Source organism: Klebsiella variicola, assembly GCF_000828055.2.
GTDB lineage: Bacteria > Pseudomonadota > Gammaproteobacteria > Enterobacterales > Enterobacteriaceae > Klebsiella > Klebsiella variicola.
The window spans coordinates 384,249-400,014 of the sequence record NZ_CP010523.2; the positions used below are offsets into that span (position 1 = coordinate 384,249).

General features: G+C 58.1%; 15 protein-coding genes. 13 read left to right on the forward strand and 2 right to left on the reverse strand.

Going from position 1 to position 15,766, the window contains the following annotated elements:
• Position 1: 1 nt before the first annotated feature.
• Positions 2-2,131, reverse strand: a complete 2,130-nt coding sequence (locus SP68_RS01710) for an intracellular growth attenuator family protein (RefSeq protein ID WP_016161902.1) — start codon at positions 2,129-2,131, stop codon at positions 2-4.
• A 319-nt stretch (positions 2,132-2,450) separates the two neighbouring features.
• Between SP68_RS01710 and nudE the strand changes: the two genes are divergently transcribed.
• Positions 2,451-3,011 carry an ADP compounds hydrolase NudE gene (gene nudE / locus SP68_RS01715; protein WP_012967138.1) on the forward strand — a complete coding sequence of 187 codons (561 nt, stop codon included), beginning with the start codon at positions 2,451-2,453 and terminating at the stop codon, positions 3,009-3,011.
• Between the two features lie 53 nt (positions 3,012-3,064).
• Here nudE and mrcA read toward each other — a convergent pair whose 3' ends face one another.
• A complete protein-coding gene (mrcA, locus tag SP68_RS01720; RefSeq protein ID WP_008807011.1) occupies positions 3,065-5,623 on the reverse strand; it encodes a peptidoglycan glycosyltransferase/peptidoglycan DD-transpeptidase MrcA in 2,559 nt (852 codons plus the stop codon).
• Between the two features lie 118 nt (positions 5,624-5,741).
• On the opposite strand from mrcA, the gene SP68_RS01725 reads away from it, so the two are divergent.
• The 12 genes from SP68_RS01725 (at position 5,742) to trpS (ending at position 15,692) form a co-directional block, all read left to right on the forward strand.
• Positions 5,742-6,542 (forward strand): type IV pilus biogenesis protein PilM, encoded by an 801-nt coding sequence (locus SP68_RS01725; protein ID WP_012967139.1) that lies wholly within the window; start codon positions 5,742-5,744, stop codon positions 6,540-6,542.
• Positions 6,526-7,059 carry a PilN domain-containing protein gene (locus SP68_RS01730; RefSeq protein ID WP_040968925.1) on the forward strand — a complete coding sequence of 178 codons (534 nt, stop codon included), beginning with the start codon at positions 6,526-6,528 and terminating at the stop codon, positions 7,057-7,059. Before SP68_RS01725 ends, SP68_RS01730 begins: the two co-directional genes overlap by 17 nt.
• Positions 7,049-7,477, forward strand: a complete 429-nt coding sequence (locus SP68_RS01735) for a HofO family protein (RefSeq protein WP_040968924.1) — start codon at positions 7,049-7,051, stop codon at positions 7,475-7,477. Before SP68_RS01730 ends, SP68_RS01735 begins: the two co-directional genes overlap by 11 nt.
• Positions 7,467-7,847 (forward strand): HofP DNA utilization family protein, encoded by a 381-nt coding sequence (locus SP68_RS01740; RefSeq protein ID WP_040968923.1) that lies wholly within the window; start codon positions 7,467-7,469, stop codon positions 7,845-7,847. The genes SP68_RS01735 and SP68_RS01740 overlap by 11 nt, the downstream gene beginning before the upstream one ends.
• Positions 7,783-9,024, forward strand: coding sequence for a DNA uptake porin HofQ (hofQ, locus tag SP68_RS01745; protein ID WP_040968922.1), 1,242 nt, complete (start codon positions 7,783-7,785; stop codon positions 9,022-9,024). Before SP68_RS01740 ends, hofQ begins: the two co-directional genes overlap by 65 nt.
• A gap of 270 nt (positions 9,025-9,294) precedes the next feature.
• Entirely contained in the window at positions 9,295-9,816 is a 522-nt protein-coding gene (aroK, locus tag SP68_RS01750) for a shikimate kinase AroK (RefSeq protein WP_002920267.1), read from the forward strand.
• A 55-nt stretch (positions 9,817-9,871) separates the two neighbouring features.
• Complete coding sequence (aroB, locus tag SP68_RS01755) at positions 9,872-10,966, forward strand: 3-dehydroquinate synthase (RefSeq protein WP_008807017.1); 1,095 nt, start codon at positions 9,872-9,874, stop codon at positions 10,964-10,966.
• A gap of 84 nt (positions 10,967-11,050) precedes the next feature.
• Positions 11,051-12,340 carry a cell division protein DamX gene (gene damX / locus SP68_RS01760; RefSeq protein WP_012967143.1) on the forward strand — a complete coding sequence of 430 codons (1,290 nt, stop codon included), beginning with the start codon at positions 11,051-11,053 and terminating at the stop codon, positions 12,338-12,340.
• A gap of 78 nt (positions 12,341-12,418) precedes the next feature.
• Positions 12,419-13,246 (forward strand): adenine-specific DNA-methyltransferase, encoded by an 828-nt coding sequence (gene dam / locus SP68_RS01765; protein ID WP_008807019.1) that lies wholly within the window; start codon positions 12,419-12,421, stop codon positions 13,244-13,246.
• Between the two features lie 17 nt (positions 13,247-13,263).
• Positions 13,264-13,941 (forward strand): ribulose-phosphate 3-epimerase, encoded by a 678-nt coding sequence (gene rpe, locus SP68_RS01770; protein WP_004202179.1) that lies wholly within the window; start codon positions 13,264-13,266, stop codon positions 13,939-13,941.
• The gene (gene gph / locus SP68_RS01775) at positions 13,934-14,695 is read left to right on the forward strand and encodes a phosphoglycolate phosphatase (protein WP_022065525.1); all 762 of its coding nucleotides are present in this window, start codon (positions 13,934-13,936) and stop codon (positions 14,693-14,695) included. Before rpe ends, gph begins: the two co-directional genes overlap by 8 nt.
• Positions 14,688-15,692 carry a tryptophan--tRNA ligase gene (gene trpS, locus SP68_RS01780; RefSeq protein WP_008807022.1) on the forward strand — a complete coding sequence of 335 codons (1,005 nt, stop codon included), beginning with the start codon at positions 14,688-14,690 and terminating at the stop codon, positions 15,690-15,692. Before gph ends, trpS begins: the two co-directional genes overlap by 8 nt.
• Positions 15,693-15,766: the final 74 nt, after the last annotated feature.

Sequence of the window (15,766 nt, forward strand, 5' to 3'; positions counted from 1 at the left end):
ATTAATCTTGCGGGTCAGACGCGGGGAGCAGTACCGGGTTCAGGCAGCTTTCGTAATATTTCTGAATCTCTTCCATACGCTGGCGATGGCGTTGATAACGACGCAGCGCCTGTACGCCGTGGTAAGCCATGCATCCCAGCATCGACAACAGCAGCAGCGTAATGCCCAGATAGCGCCACAGTCCGCTGCGGTCGGGGATGCGGTGCAGATTGATATGCTGGGTGCCGTTGGCGTCGGTAAACAGATTGGTGACGATCCCTTCGGCGTGGAAAGGGGTATGCATGAGCATACCGGCCAGTCGCCGCAGCTCGCTCCACTGCTCATGTGCCGGATAATCATACAGGCTCACCGCCGGCCACGGCTGATTGACCAGCACGCTGCCTTCATCGCTGGCGATCAAGAAACCGCCGGGCGCCGGGCTGTTTAGCGCCTGCGCGGCTCGCGAAGTTTCACGCATTACAAAGGGGGCGGTGGAAGTGGTCACCAGATTCTCCAGCGACTCCGCGCTGACCGGGCGCAGCAGCACGTTCACGCCGTCCAGTTTTCCGGCGGTGGCGCGCTTGGTCAGCGCCTCCCAGTTACGGGTATTTCCGAGGTTGACCAGCGCATTCTTCAGGCGCAGGCAGTCATCCTTTGCCGAGCAGAGATCGTTGGTTTTCAGGACGATATCGCCGAAATCATCCAGCAGCACCATGCCTGATTTCTGAATCGCGGAGCGCAGCGCCGGGCTGACGCGGGAGTCATCGTCGGTTTCCGGGTGCAGCTGGCGCTGGACGGACTGCATCAGGGCGGTCGCTTTGCTGACAATATCAGACTCCGGCAGCGGCAGAGGAGGGGCGTCGTTCCATACAATCTGTGAACAATCGAAAGGCAGGAACGGCGAATCCTCTTTGGCCGACCAGCTACCCGGCGTACGGATATTACACATCCCGGTGCCTGTCAGGCGCAGCGTATCGCCAATGCGCACATGGGCTTTTGCCAGCTGGTCGACGGTTGTCGCTTCAATCGTCTGGGCGCCCTTCAACCACGACAGGGTGAACTTAAACGGCATATTTAGCGGTACGCTGACCCACAGCATGATCACCACTACCAGCGCGCCGGCGGCGATAATCGCGCTGCGCAGCCAGTACTGTAGTGGGAAGTTTTTCACTTCATCATGGAGCGACAGGTAGCGTCCCTGGCGGGCCACGTGACGGTTGAGATAGATATCAATATCGGTCTGCTGTCCCAGGTCCTGGGCGATCCATGGCTGCCAGTGGCGCGGATAGATGAGATCGATAATACCCAGCGAGATGTTATTGATATGTTCCTGATCGTTTTCGCCAAACAGACCCCAGCGTTTGGGAACGCCCCGCAGGCAGTGAATTTCGCGCAACGCGGCGCGGCGCGGCGGGGCATAGATCCCCCCCACGCCAGCGGCGAGAAGCAGTACCCCCGCGGCCACCAGCCAGGGGGTAAAAACGGCTGGCCCAATCAGGCTGAAATAAAAGAACAGAAAGGAGGCGACAATCAGGATCGCTTCGCGCAGCCCATCCGGCCGGTTGAGGGCGTGTTCTTCCCGACTTTCCCGACGGATCTGCCGTAGCTCTACCTGTTCGCTCTCTTCGCCGCGAATGGAGGCCTGGGTGGCCGATGCGCGTTCCAGGGCGTAGCTTTGCGCCTCCTGACGATAGTCGCTCAGGCTATGTCCGTTAAGGGTGATAACCAGCGGCAGGCTGTCGGTTGGGATCAGCTCAACGCTGTTTTCGTCGTTGATATGCTGTTCCCAGAACGGCGGCAGATGGACTTCCACCGAATCGAGAAAGTAGCGCCATTTATTCGGCGCGTCGGTAGTGATCCCGTAGCGAGTGATGGCTCGCGTCACCGCGTAGACCGTATCACTCTGTTCATTCAGCGCCAAAGCGACGGGCGCGGTCGTTGCGCCGGACGCCGGGACCTGCAGGGTGCGACTGAGCTCCGCAAGATACTTTTCGATAGCCTGACGCTCATCGGCAGGAAGCGGCCGCGTAGTGGCGTCGCTAAAGGCGTGCAGTAGAGGAAGGCGTCGGCGTCTGGCGTGAGCGCGGTACCACCATCCGATGAGCAATACGCAGATTAGCAGAGCTGTAAGGAAAATCAGAAAGGTGCCCATGCCCATCCCATCATAGTTATTTTTTCTTACGATATCGTCGGTGAACGTGAAGACTAACGTCAAGCTGCAGTGTTAGTGGCGCACCTGGTTACAGGGTAATGAATATGTCTTGCAGCAACGCATAAGCTTACCAAAAACGTTAATGCGCAGAAATCGGTAAATTCTCAAACAGAATTCAAGCTATTGACTTTTTTATCTTTATTACTTTCCCCTTTGCCGGTAAAAGGTTACAACTCTGTAAATAAGTAGCGATTTGGATTGCCGAAAGCGTGTTGCGTATCGCACAATGACTGCTTAATCACAGCATAGACCGATGACAATGAGCAAATCATTACAAAAACCCACCATTCTCAATGTTGAAACTGTCGCCCGTTCGCGCCTCTTTAATGTCGAAAGCGTCGATCTGGAATTCAGCAACGGTGTGCGTCGCGTTTATGAACGTATGCGGCCATCCACCCGTGAAGCGGTGATGATTGTGCCGATTGTTGATGATCACATTATTTTGATTCGCGAGTATGCCGTCGGCACGGAATCCTACGAGCTGGGTTTCTCCAAAGGGCTGATTGACCCGGGTGAAACCGTGGATGAAGCAGCGAATCGCGAGCTGAAAGAAGAGGTTGGCTTTGGCGCCAATAAGCTGACGTTTCTGAAGAAGCTCAGTATGGCCCCCTCTTACTTCTCCAGCAAAATGAATATCCTGGTGGCGGAAGACCTCTATCCTGAGTCACTGCCGGGCGATGAACCTGAGCCGCTGCCGCAGGTGCGCTGGCCGCTGGCGCAGCTGATGTCGCTGCTGGATGAAGAAGATTTTAACGAAGCCCGTAACGTCAGCGCGCTGTTTTTAGTGCGCGAGTGGCTGCTGGCTCAGGGCCGGCTCTGAGAGAAAGCGCGCCGTTAGCAGCAATAAAAAAGCGCCCGCAGGCGCTTTTTTTGTCAGAACAGTTCGTGGGTTTCACCACCGCCGTCAGTCAGGGTGGTGCCCACCTCATGGACCGCCTGCTGCGTGGGCTGGGTTCCTTCAATGAAGTATTCCGCGCGGCTGTTGCCCCCGTTAGCCAACTGACCAGTGCTGCGGTCGATATTCACCGTGACGATCCCCGGCGGCGGGGTTAACGGCTCTTCCGGCACCCCCTCCAGCACGCTCTTCATAAAGCTGTCCCAGGCCGGCTGGGCACTTTTAGCACCCCCCTCATAGCCGGAGATCTGATCTTTAATCGCCCCGGAGGCGGTGGTGCGGCCAAGATCGCGACGATGATCGTCAAAGCCGATCCATACCGAAGTCACTACACCTGGGCCGTAGCCTGAGAACCAGGCATCCTTCGAGCTGTTGGTGGTCCCGGTTTTCCCGCCGATGTCATGCCGCTGCAGATCGCGTCCGGCACGCCAGCCGGTTCCCATCCAGCCCGGTTCGCCAAAGATGTTGCTGTTCAGTGCGCTTTTTATCAGGAACGACAGCGGCGTGTTAATCACATGCGGCGCGTATTCCTGGGCGCCGCTCTGTGCAACCAGCGACTGGTTGGCCTGCTCCAGCTGCGGCTGTGGCGGCACGTTGCCGTTCTGCGGTTCCGTCGAGGTGGCGACATCTTCCACATCTTTATTTTCCAGCACGTTGGATTTTGGCGTATCACCGTAAATGACCGGTAAATCACACTGCGGGCAGGCGATTTTCGGACGTTCTTCGAAGAGAACGCCGCCCTGATCATTCTCAATCTTACTGATAAAGAACGGGTTGACCAGGAAGCCGCCGTTGGCCATCACCGAATATCCGCGGGCAACCTGCAGGGGCGTAAAGGAGGCGGAGCCCAGGGCCAGCGATTCTGTGTGGACAATGTTTTGCGCCGGGAAGCCAAAGCGCTGCAGATACTCGGCGGCATAGTCAACGCCCATGGCGCGCATAGCGCGCACCATCACCACGTTTTTCGACTGTCCAAGCCCCTGGCGTAAACGAATCGGACCGGCATACTGCGGCGGCGAGTTCTTCGGCCGCCAGTCGGATCCTGCGCCTGCGTCCCAGCGCGAGATCGGCACATCGTTGAGCATACTGGCCAGCGTTAAGCCTTTATCCATCGCGGCGGTATAGAGGAACGGCTTAATGTTGGAGCCGACCTGACGCAGCGCCTGAGTGGCGCGGTTGAACTTGCTCTGGTTAAAGTCAAACCCGCCGACGAGAGCAATAATCGCGCCGTTTTGCGGATTAATGGAGACCAGCGCTGAGTTGACGTCCGGGACCTGTGACAGCCACCAGCCGTCAGCCACTTTACGAACCCAGATCTGCTGCCCGGCCTGCAGGACGTCGTTGACTTTACGCGGGGTCGCCCCCTGCTGCGTATCCGAGATAAAGCGCCGGGCCCAGCGCACGCCGTCCATCGTCAGAGAAACCGAGTCGCCGTTAGCCAACAGCGCGACGGCCTCCTGGGCATTCGCGGAAGTGACCACCGCCGGGAAAAGCGGGCCGTAGCCAGACTGACGCTTCAGCGAGTCGATGATTTTCTTCGTCTCCCACGGCGTTTCACCGACTTTCCACAGCACGCTGGCCGGGCCGCGGTAGCCGTGACGCATATCGTAATCCAGCACGTTATTGCGTACCGCCTGCTGGGCTGCCTGCTGATTCTTGCGAGTAATGGTGGTGTAAACCCGGTAGCCATCTTCATAGGCCTGCTCGCCGTAGCGATTCACCATCTCCTGGCGCACCATTTCGCTCAGGTAAGGGGCGGAGAAAGCGATTTTCGGCGCGTGATAGCTTGCGTCGATCGCTTCGCTGCGCGCCTCATCATATTGCGCCTGGGTGATGTACCCCTCGCTCAACATACGCGACAGCACCACGTTGCGACGGGCGGTCGCGCGATCCATGGAATAGAGCGGGTTAAAGGTAGAAGGCGCTTTCGGCAGACCGGCAATCACCGCCATCTCACTCAGGGTCAACTGGTCGATAGGTTTGCCAAAATAGACCTGCGCCGCGGCGCCGACGCCATAGGCGCGGTAGCCGAGGTAGATCTTGTTCAGATACAGCTCAAGGATTTCATCTTTGTTCAGCAACTGCTCGATGCGGATAGCCAGAAAGGCCTCTTTAATCTTACGCATCAACGTCTTCTCGGGGCTGAGGAAGAAGTTACGTGCTAACTGCTGGGTGATGGTGCTGGCGCCCTGGGAGGCATGGCCTGAAAACATCGCCACGCTGGCGGCGCGGAAAATACCCACCGGATCGACGCCGTGGTGCTCATAGAAACGGCTGTCTTCAGTGGCGATAAACGCTTTCACCAGCTCGGGGGGAATTTGCTGCAGCGTCACAGGGATACGGCGTTTTTCGCCATATTGCGCAATAAGCTCACCGTCGGCGCTATAGACCTGCATCGGGATCTGCAAACGCACATCCTTCAGGGTTGCGACGTCGGGGAGTTGCGGCTCTATGTATTTGTAGAGGCCAAAAATCGAGCCTGCTCCCAGCAGTACGCAACAGACTGCAAGGATCAATAGATACTTTACGAACTTCACCGGTGTTTTCCCATTTAGTTTTATTTGGGCAGTTTATAAACAAACGCGCGGTAGTATAAAGGCAAGCCAGGTGCATTGATATAGCCGGACAGTTTTGCCGGATAAGGAGATCGTAAGCATGGCTTTCAGAAACTGGCGGATCGGAATGCATATCCAGCAGGATAGCATCGCCATTGTCGCGCTATTGCATGAACGCTCACACTGGGCGCTGCGCCGCTGGTGGCGTATTCCGCTGCCGCCAGGCCTGGTACGGCAGGGGATGGTGGTGGACGTCAGCGCCCTTGGCGCACAGCTTAGCGCCTGGCGGCGGGAGCTACCGGTGCAGCATCAGGTCAGTATCGCTTTCCCCGCCGTTCGCACGCTGCAAAAGCGCCTGCCGTATCCCCAGTTCGCCCTGCGGGATCGTGAACAGGCGACGTGGATAGCCAGCGCGATGACCCAGCAACTGGCGATGCCCGCCGCCTCCTTAAGCATTGATTATGCTCCCACCTCGCGGGATGACGGTTGGCAGGTCACGGCGGCGCAGCGGCTGGACATCAATGTCCTGCGGGCGCTGGCAGGACGGCTACGACTGCGGGTAGCGGCCATCGTGCCGGATGCCAGCGCGCTCGGCGCGTTTGTCCCCTTGCTGAACCCGCAGTCGCAGGGCCTCGCGTGGCGGGATGAAAATCACTGGCTATGGGCGACGCAGGAGGCCTGGGGTTGTGTCACCTGCGATGAGGTGAAGTCGTTAAGCCAGCTGGCGGAGCAGCTTCAGGTTCCTTTGCGTCTGTGCGCTGACGCTGGCGACGAGGCCAGCAACTTAGATGTCTGGCAGGTCATTCACCGCCGGCAGCCTCCTCTGCCGGTCGATGGCGATCGCTACGCTATCGCCCTTGGGCTGGCGCTGGGGAGTGAACACCATGACGCATGCCGTTAATCTTCTCCCCTGGCGCGACCTGCGGCGGCGCCAGCGCCTGCGCTTCATCCTGCTGATTGCTACCGGCATTATGCTGCTGGGATTGATGATCCTGCAGGTATGTCGCACGGTCCGTCTGCAGCATCTCGCCCTGGCGACACTCCACGTGACGGCCGACGCGCAGTTGCTCGCCTCGCTTAAACAGCGCGAGCTTCCAATGCGCGAGGCGTGGCAGCAGCACCAGCGTCATCGTCAACAGCAACGGCGTAGAGCGGCGATCGCCGCCTGGCAACCCAGGCTGCTGGCGCTGGCGGCAGATCTGCCCGCGCAGGCGTGGCTGACGCGGCTGGATTACCAGGGCGCGGTTCTGACCGTGAACGGCCTGGCCCTCAACCTTCAGGCGCTGGCCGGACTGGAGCGCATTCTGACCAATGTGGCGGGATTCGCGCCGGCAAAAGCGGGCGGAACGCAGCGCGACGCCGAGGGACGCTGGCAGTTCAGCTTTACCCTCGCAGAAGAGCGTGCCGATGTGGATTAGCAGCCGGCGCAGCCAGGCGGTGCTGCTGGCCCTGCTCGCGATGGGGGGGCTGGGCTTCGGCGTTACGCTCTGGTGCGCTGCCGGGCCGCCGCTGGCGGCTGTGTCCCGCGACCCCGTCCTGCAAACGCAGTGGCGCCGGGTGATGGCATTGCGCATGCCTGCCGGTGAAATCCCAGTGGAGGGCATCGACAAGCAGCCGTTTTCGCCGATAGCCATTCCGCTTGCCGGGGTGAAGCTTATCGCCTGGCGACCTCAGGGTAGCGGGGGCGAGATGGAGCTGACCCTGCCCTGGCAGACGCTGCCCGCGTTTTTTTCCTGGCTGGCGCGCTGCGGGATGAACCCGCGATCGTTCTCGCTGGAGCGTGAGGCGCAGATGCTCCGCCTGCGTTTGCAACTGGAGGCGGAAGATGGGACGTAAACGCTGGGCTTTACTGTGGCTGCCGCTGTCGCTGCTGGCGGCCGAGCGCGATCCTTTTCAGCCGGTAGAGGATCCCTGCCGCACGGCGCAACTATCACAATGGCGCTATGGCGGCGCGGCCGGGGATGGCGCAGGCTGGACGGGGTTTCTGCAGGACGGGAGCGGCAAATGGCGGCGGGTGCGCATGGATGATCAATTGCCCACGGGCTGGCGGGTGAGCCGGCTGACGACCGGCGAGCTGGAGATCGTCACGCCTGCGGGGTGTGAACCGCCAGCGTGGCGCTGGCAACGTGAAGGGAAACAATATGATGCGATGGATAAGCCTACTGCTTCTGCTGCTGCCGCTGGCGGCGGGCGCCGCCCGAAATGAAAAGACAATTTCGCTGGTGGTTGATGACGCGCCGGTGGCTCATGTGCTGCAAGCGCTGGCCGAAATGAACCACAAGAACCTTGTTGTGGCGCCGGACGTTAGCGGTACGCTCTCCCTGCATCTGCAAACGGTCCCCTGGACCCAGGCGCTGCGGGCGGTGGCGGATAGCGCAGGCCTCTCTTTGCAACAGCAGGGGACGGTCATCTACGCGCATACCCAGGCCTGGCAAAAGGCGAATCAGGCGCAGCGTGAAGCGGAACAGGAGAAACGCCTGCAGAACCTGCCCCTGCAGGCCGAGAACGTGACCCTGCACTATGCCGATGCCGAGGAGCTGGCTAAAACGGGCGGTAAGTTGCTTAGCGCCAGGGGGCACCTGATGGCGGACAAACGGACCAACCGTCTGCTGATCCGCGATGATGCCCGGCATCTGCCGGCGTTGAAAGCCTGGGCGCAGGAGATGGATTTGCCCGTCGGACAGGTGGAGCTGGCCGCTCATATCGTGTCGATGAGCGAAACCAGCCTTCGCGAGCTGGGGGTGAAGTGGCGGCTGGCGGAGGCCGGAGGCTCGCCGGGATCAGGACAAATTACCACCCTGAGCAGCGATATGTCGGTGAACGATGCCAGCACCCGTGCGGGGTTTAACATCGGCAAGATTAACGGTCGCTTACTCGAACTGGAACTTTCCGCGCTGGAGCGCAAGCAGCAGGTCGATATTATCGCCAGCCCTCGTTTGCTGGCCTCGCATATGCAGCCCGCCAGCATCAAGCAGGGGAGCGAGATCCCCTATCAGGTTTCCAGCGGTGAAAGCGGCGCCACGTCGGTGGAGTTTAAAGAGGCCGTGCTGGGCATGGAGGTGACGCCGACGGTGCTGCAGCAGGGGAGAGTGCGGCTGAAGCTGCGGATCAGCGAAAATACGCCGGGTCAGGTGCTGAAGCAGGAAAATGGCGAGGCGCTGGCCATTGATAAACAAGAGATAGAGACCCAGGTGGAAGTTCGCAGCGGCGAGACGTTAGCGTTGGGCGGCATCTTTTCGCAGAAAAACAAAACCGCCCGCGACAGCGTCCCGCTGCTTGGCGATATCCCGGTGCTGGGGCGTCTGTTTCGTCGCGACGGGAAAGATAATGAACGCCGTGAACTGGTTGTCTTTATTACGCCACGGATTCTGGCGGTACGTTAAGCAGGTTTTTCATGCTAAACACGTTTCAGGTGTTTGACGTGAGGACGGATTTAGCATACAAGGGGTACCGATTTGAGAGTCGGGTACGACATCAATCCTCCCTTTATTGTCCGGCGATTTTATTCAGTTGCCAAACCAGCCGGAGTATTGAGATAATTTTTAGTCTGACTCTCGCTCTATTGCATATGAGGTTTCAGTTCATGCCCTGCGGCGCTGGGTGTCTGCGAAGCGGGTTTATCATTAACGAATAGTCTTAGTAGTACCGAAAAAATGGCAGAGAAACGCAATATCTTTCTGGTTGGGCCTATGGGTGCCGGCAAAAGCACTATTGGGCGCCAGTTAGCCCAACAGCTCAACATGGAATTTTACGATTCCGATCAAGAAATTGAGAAACGCACTGGCGCTGATGTGGGCTGGGTCTTCGATGTTGAAGGCGAAGAAGGCTTCCGCGACCGTGAAGAAAAAATTATCAATGAGTTGACGGAAAAACAGGGGATTGTGCTGGCGACTGGCGGCGGCTCTGTAAAATCCCGTGAAACGCGTAACCGTCTCTCCGCCCGCGGCGTGGTGGTCTACCTGGAAACGACAATCGAGAAGCAGTTGGCCCGTACGCAGCGCGATAAAAAGCGTCCTTTGCTACAAGTCGATGCGCCGCCTCGTGAAGTGCTGGAAGCGCTGGCTGACGAGCGTAACCCGCTGTATGAAGAGATCGCCGATGTGACTATCCGCACAGACGATCAGAGTGCGAAAGTCGTCGCGAACCAGATTATTCATATGCTGGAAAGCAATTGATTCTGGCTTAATAAAAGTGCGTCAGAGTAAAAGTCACTGAGGTGGACGTCGCGTTATGGAGAGGCTTACTGTTACCCTCGGGGAACGTAGTTACCCGATTACCATCGCGGCTGGTTTGTTTAACGATCCAGCTTCCTTCCTGCCACTCAAGTCGGGCGACCAGGCTATGCTGGTCACCAACGAAACGCTGGCGCCGCTTTATCTGGATACCGTCCGCTCTGTGCTGGAGCAGGCAGGGGTCAACGTTGACAGCGTGATCCTGCCCGATGGCGAGCAGTATAAAAGCCTGGCGGTGATGGATACTGTTTTTACCGCGCTGTTGCAAAAACCGCATGGCCGCGACACCACGCTGGTGGCGCTTGGCGGTGGCGTAATCGGTGATTTAACCGGTTTCGCCGCGGCAAGCTATCAGCGCGGGGTGCGTTTTATCCAGGTCCCTACCACTCTGCTGTCACAGGTCGATTCGTCGGTCGGCGGCAAAACCGCAGTGAACCATCCTCTCGGCAAAAATATGATTGGCGCCTTCTGGCAGCCGGTTTCGGTGGTGGTTGATCTTAACTGTCTGAAGACCCTCCCGGCGCGTGAACTCGCTTCCGGACTGGCTGAGGTCATCAAGTACGGTGTGATCCTCGACGGCGAATTCTTCAGCTGGCTGGAAAACAACATTGATGCGCTGCTGGCGCTGGATGAAAAAGCGATGGCGTACTGTATTCGCCGTTGCTGTGAGCTGAAAGCGGAAGTTGTGGCTGCCGACGAGCGTGAAACCGGGTTACGTGCTTTACTCAATCTTGGACATACCTTCGGCCATGCTATCGAGGCGGAAATGGGCTACGGTAACTGGCTGCACGGCGAAGCGGTGGCGGCAGGTATGGTGATGGCGGCGCATACGTCCGAACGGCTGGGGCAGTTCCGCGCGCAGGATACACAGCGCATTATCGATCTGCTCAAGCGTGCAGGCTTACCGGTACGCGGCCCGCAGGAGATGAGTGCGCAGGCGTATTTGCCCCATATGATGCGCGATAAAAAAGTACTGGCGGGCGACATGCGGCTGGTGCTCCCGCTCGCAATAGGAAGCAGCGAGCTGCGCGGCGGAGTGCCGCACGATGTGGTTCTTGGCGCGATTGCTGATACTCAGCAGGCGCAACAATAAGAAGGTCTGGCCGCGTTCGCGCGGCGTTATCATTTCGGGTGATGTGCAATAATCGTGAGCATAAGCCTTTTAGTGGGGTGTTAAATGGATGATTTCAAACCAGAAGACGATATGAAAGCCGATCGCAACGATCGTCGTGCTGGTCGTTCCCGTCAGTCTTCCGAGCGTGATGCCGATCCGCAGATCAATTTTGACGACGTCGATCTTGATGCCGATGAAGGCCGTCCGACGCGCGCCGGTAAGGCCCGTCGCGAGCGTGAAGAGGAAGAGTTCGAAGAAGAACTGGATGCGGAAGACGAGGAACTGCTCGAAGAGCAGCCTGTAGAGCGTCGTCCGCGCAAGCGTAAAAAAGCGCCGGCCAAACCTGCCTCCCGTCAGTACATCATGATGGGCGTGGGGATTCTGGTGCTGCTGCTGTTAATCGTGGGTATTGGTTCTGCGCTGAAATCGCCATCCTCGTCCAGCCAGCAGACCGCTTCCGGCGAGAAGAGCATTAATCTGTCTGACGATCAGTCCACCAGCACGCCTGCTGCCGGTCAGGATCAGACTGCTGCTGCCAACACCACCCCACAGCAGGACGTAACGGTTCCGCCTATTGCCGCGAACCCGACGCAGGGCCAGGCAGTATCAGAGCCGCAGGGCCAGCAGCGTATTGAAGTTCAGGGCGATCTGAACAATGCGCTGACCCAGCAGCAGGGCCAGCTGGACGGCGCCGTGGCTAACTCGACGCTGCCAACTGAACCGGCAACCGTCGCGCCGATCCGTAATGGCGCCAATAGCACTGCGGCGCCGCGCCAGGCGACCGAGCGTCAGACGGCTGCAACGCCGCGTCCGGCAGAGCGTAAGCACACCGTTATCGAAGCGAAGCCGCAGACGAAGCCTCAGGCCGTGGCAAAAGCGCCGGTAGAAACGAAGCCGGTTCAGCCGAAGCATGTTGAAAGCGCGGCGACTACCGCCCCGGCGAAAACCACCGTAACCGAAAGCAAACCGGTGGCAACAGCGCAGAGCAAACCGGTAGCAACAGCGTCCACCACCACTGCCGCGCCAGCCGCAACGGCAGCGCCAGCCGCGAAGAGCGGTAAAACAGCAGGTGACGTGAGCTCAATGAAATCTGCGCCGTCGGGTAACTATACCCTGCAGCTCAGCAGCTCCTCTAACTACGACAACCTGAACAACTGGGCGAAGAAAGAGAAGCTGGATAGATATGTTGTCTATGAAACGTCGCGTAACGGCCAACCGTGGTACGTGCTGGTGAGCGGTATCTATGCTTCGAAAGAAGAAGCGAAACGCGCTGTCACCTCGCTGCCGGCGGACGTGCAGGCGAAAAATCCATGGGCAAAACCACTGCATCAGGTACAGGCTGACCTGAAATAATGCCGTGGGGTAGTCTTAAGCGCAGGATGCTGTCGGAGCTTTCTCCACAGCCGGAGAACGTGTAATTAGTTAGGCAGCATGAAAAAGAATCGCGCTTTTCTGAAGTGGGCAGGGGGGAAGTACCCCCTGCTTGACGATATTAAAAAGCATTTGCCGGAAGGCGAGTGCTTAATCGAGCCCTTTGTGGGCGCCGGGTCGGTATTTCTCAATACCGACTTTTCTCGTTATATCCTCGCGGATATCAACAGTGACTTAATTGGCCTGTACAACATCGTTAAATTGCGTACCGACGAATACGTCGCCGCTGCGCGTGAGATGTTTGTCCCGGAAAACAACGTCGCTGAGCGCTACTACCAGTATCGTGATGAATTCAACCAAAGCCAGGATCCGCTGCGTCGCGCGGTGCTGTTCCTGTATCTGAATCGCCACGGCTACAACGGCCTGTGTCGCTACAATCTGCGCGGCGAGTTTAATGTGCCGTTTGGCCGCTATAAAAAGCCCTATTTCCCCGAGGCAGAGCTCTATCATTTCGCCGAGAAAGCACAAAACGCCGAGTTTTACTGCGAATCGTATGAAGAGTGCATGCAACGTGCAGATAGCCGCGCGGTGGTATATTGCGATCCACCCTATGCGCCGCTGACGGCGACGGCGAACTTTACCGCCTACCACACCAACAGCTTCAATCTGGAACAACAGGTACTGCTGGCGCAAAAGGCGGAATCGCTGATGAAAAAGCGGATCCCGGTGCTGATTTCCAACCACCGCACACCGTTGACGCAGGAATGGTATAAAAACGCGGCAGAAACACATATTGTGAAGGTTCGGCGCAGCATCAGCAGCAACGGTGGTACGCGTAAAAAGGTGGATGAGCTGTTAGCGCTCTACCGTCCGCCTAAGACCAAATAAATTTCAAGGAGATGCGGATGAAGCAGTATTTGATTGCCCCTTCGATTCTGTCAGCTGATTTTGCCCGTCTGGGTGAGGATACCGCGAAGGCGCTGGCGGCGGGTGCGGATGTCGTGCACTTCGACGTCATGGACAACCACTACGTGCCGAATCTGACGATTGGCCCGATGGTGCTGAAGTCGCTGCGCAATTACGGTATTACCGCGCCAATCGACGTCCACCTGATGGTAAAGCCGGTCGACCGCATCATTCCTGATTTTGCCGAAGCCGGCGCCAGCATCATCACCTTCCATCCTGAAGCCTCCGAACACGTCGATCGCAGCCTGCAGCTGATTAAAGAGCACGGCTGTAAAGCGGGCCTGGTGTTTAACCCGGCGACGCCCCTGAGCTACCTCGATTACGTGATGGATAAGCTGGACGTGATCCTGCTGATGTCGGTTAACCCGGGCTTTGGCGGCCAGTCCTTTATTCCCCAGACGCTGGATAAACTGCGTGAAGTACGCCAGCGCATCGATGCTTCTGGCTACGATATTCGCCTGGAAGTGGATGGCGGCGTGAAAGCCAGCAATATTGGCGAAATCGCCGCGGCGGGTGCGGATATGTTTGTTGCCGGTTCGGCGATCTTCGGTCAGCCGGACTACAAGAAAGTGATTGATCAAATGCGTAGTGAATTAGCGAAGGTGAGTCATGGATAAATTACAGGCGATCCGCGGCATCGCGTTTGATCTCGACGGCACGCTGGTGGACAGTGCGCCGGGTCTAACCTCGGCGGTTGATAACGCCCTCTACGCCATGGAGTTGCCGGTGGCGGGAGAAGAACGCGTTGTCACCTGGATCGGCAACGGCGCCGATGTCCTGATGGAGCGGGCGCTGACCTGGGCTCGTCAGGAGCGTGCGACGTTACGGGCGGCGATGGGTAAGCCTTCCGTCGACGATCATGATATTCCGCAAGACGAACAGCTGCGCATTTTGCGTAAACTGTTTGACCGCTATTACGCCGAAACGGCGGAAGAGGGTAGCTTCCTGTTCCCGGCGGTGGCCGATACGCTCGGCGCGCTGCATGCCAAAGGCCTGCCGCTGGCGCTGGTCACCAATAAGCCGACGCCGTTTGTCGCCCCGCTGCTGGACGCGCTCGATATCGCGAAATATTTTACCGTGGTGATTGGCGGCGATGACGTGCAGAATAAAAAGCCGCATCCGGAACCGCTGCTGCTGGTAGCGGAAAAGCTCTCTCTGGCTCCTGCCGAGCTGCTGTTCGTCGGCGATTCGCGCAATGATATTCAGGCGGCCAAAGCGGCAGGCTGCTGCTCTGTCGGCCTGACCTACGGTTATAACTATGGCGAACCGCTTGCGCTGAGCGAGCCGGACTATCTCTTCGACCAGTTTAATGAACTCTTACCCGCTCTCGGGTTACCGCACAGTGAAACTCAGGAATTGAAACATGACTAAGCCCATCGTTTTTAGTGGCGCACAGCCCTCAGGTGAACTGACCATTGGCAACTACATGGGTGCGCTGCGTCAGTGGGTAAACATGCAGGACGATTACCACTGCATCTATTGCATCGTGGACCAGCACGCCATTACCGTGCGTCAGGATCCGCAGCAGCTGCGCAAGGCGACGCTGGATACCCTGGCGCTGTATCTGGCCTGCGGCATCGATCCGCAAAAAAGCACCATCTTCGTTCAGTCGCACGTGCCGGAACACGCCCAGTTAGGCTGGGCGCTGAACTGCTACACCTATTTCGGCGAACTGAGCCGCATGACCCAGTTTAAAGACAAGTCCGCACGCTACGCGGAAAACATCAACGCCGGTCTGTTTGATTACCCGGTACTGATGGCCGCTGACATTCTGCTGTATCAGACCAACCAGGTTCCGGTAGGGGAAGATCAGAAACAGCACCTGGAACTGAGCCGCGATATCGCCCAGCGTTTTAACGCCATCTATGGCGATGTCTTTAAAGTGCCGGAGCCGTTTATTCCGAAGTCCGGCGCACGCGTGATGTCGCTGCTGGAGCCGACCAGGAAGATGTCCAAGTCTGACGACAACCGCAACAACGTCATCGGCCTGCTGGAAGATCCGAAATCGGTGGTCAAGAAGATCAAACGCGCGGTGACCGACTCCGACGAGCCGCCGGTGGTACGCTACGACCTGAAAGAAAAAGCGGGTGTCTCCAATCTGCTGGATATCCTCTCCGCGGTCACCGGGAAAACCATTCCTGAGCTGGAGCAGCATTTTGAAGGCAAAATGTATGGCCACCTGAAAGGCGAAGTCGCTGAAGCGGTGTCGGGCATGCTGACTGAGCTGCAGGAGCGCTATCACCGTTTCCGTAACGACGAAGCGTTTCTCAACCAGGTAATGAAAGACGGCGCAGAGAAAGCCAGCGCGCGCGCTTCTCAGACCCTGAAAGCGGTATACGAAGCGATTGGTTTTGTCGCCAGGCCGTAAGCGACGCAACAGCTAAAAAGGCGGAATATTATCCCGCCTTTTTTATGTCTGTCGTCCACGCGGGGGAGGCGAAG

What these genes read in the sequence shown, in the direction of transcription:
- SP68_RS01730 (WP_040968925.1), top strand. Translation starts at nt 6,526, where the DNA reads ATGACGCATGCCGTTAATCTTCTCCCCTGGCGCGACCTGCGGCGGCGC.
- trpS (WP_008807022.1), top strand. Translation starts at nt 14,688, where the DNA reads ATGACTAAGCCCATCGTTTTTAGTGGCGCACAGCCCTCAGGTGAACTG.
- rpe (WP_004202179.1), top strand. Translation starts at nt 13,264, where the DNA reads ATGAAGCAGTATTTGATTGCCCCTTCGATTCTGTCAGCTGATTTTGCC.
- SP68_RS01735 (WP_040968924.1), top strand. Translation starts at nt 7,049, where the DNA reads ATGTGGATTAGCAGCCGGCGCAGCCAGGCGGTGCTGCTGGCCCTGCTC.
- dam (WP_008807019.1), top strand. Translation starts at nt 12,419, where the DNA reads ATGAAAAAGAATCGCGCTTTTCTGAAGTGGGCAGGGGGGAAGTACCCC.
- damX (WP_012967143.1), top strand. Translation starts at nt 11,051, where the DNA reads ATGGATGATTTCAAACCAGAAGACGATATGAAAGCCGATCGCAACGAT.
- SP68_RS01710 (WP_016161902.1), bottom strand. Translation starts at nt 2,131, where the DNA reads ATGGGCACCTTTCTGATTTTCCTTACAGCTCTGCTAATCTGCGTATTG.
- gph (WP_022065525.1), top strand. Translation starts at nt 13,934, where the DNA reads ATGGATAAATTACAGGCGATCCGCGGCATCGCGTTTGATCTCGACGGC.
- hofQ (WP_040968922.1), top strand. Translation starts at nt 7,783, where the DNA reads ATGATGCGATGGATAAGCCTACTGCTTCTGCTGCTGCCGCTGGCGGCG.
- SP68_RS01725 (WP_012967139.1), top strand. Translation starts at nt 5,742, where the DNA reads ATGGCTTTCAGAAACTGGCGGATCGGAATGCATATCCAGCAGGATAGC.
- aroK (WP_002920267.1), top strand. Translation starts at nt 9,295, where the DNA reads ATGGCAGAGAAACGCAATATCTTTCTGGTTGGGCCTATGGGTGCCGGC.
- nudE (WP_012967138.1), top strand. Translation starts at nt 2,451, where the DNA reads ATGAGCAAATCATTACAAAAACCCACCATTCTCAATGTTGAAACTGTC.
- aroB (WP_008807017.1), top strand. Translation starts at nt 9,872, where the DNA reads ATGGAGAGGCTTACTGTTACCCTCGGGGAACGTAGTTACCCGATTACC.
- SP68_RS01740 (WP_040968923.1), top strand. Translation starts at nt 7,467, where the DNA reads ATGGGACGTAAACGCTGGGCTTTACTGTGGCTGCCGCTGTCGCTGCTG.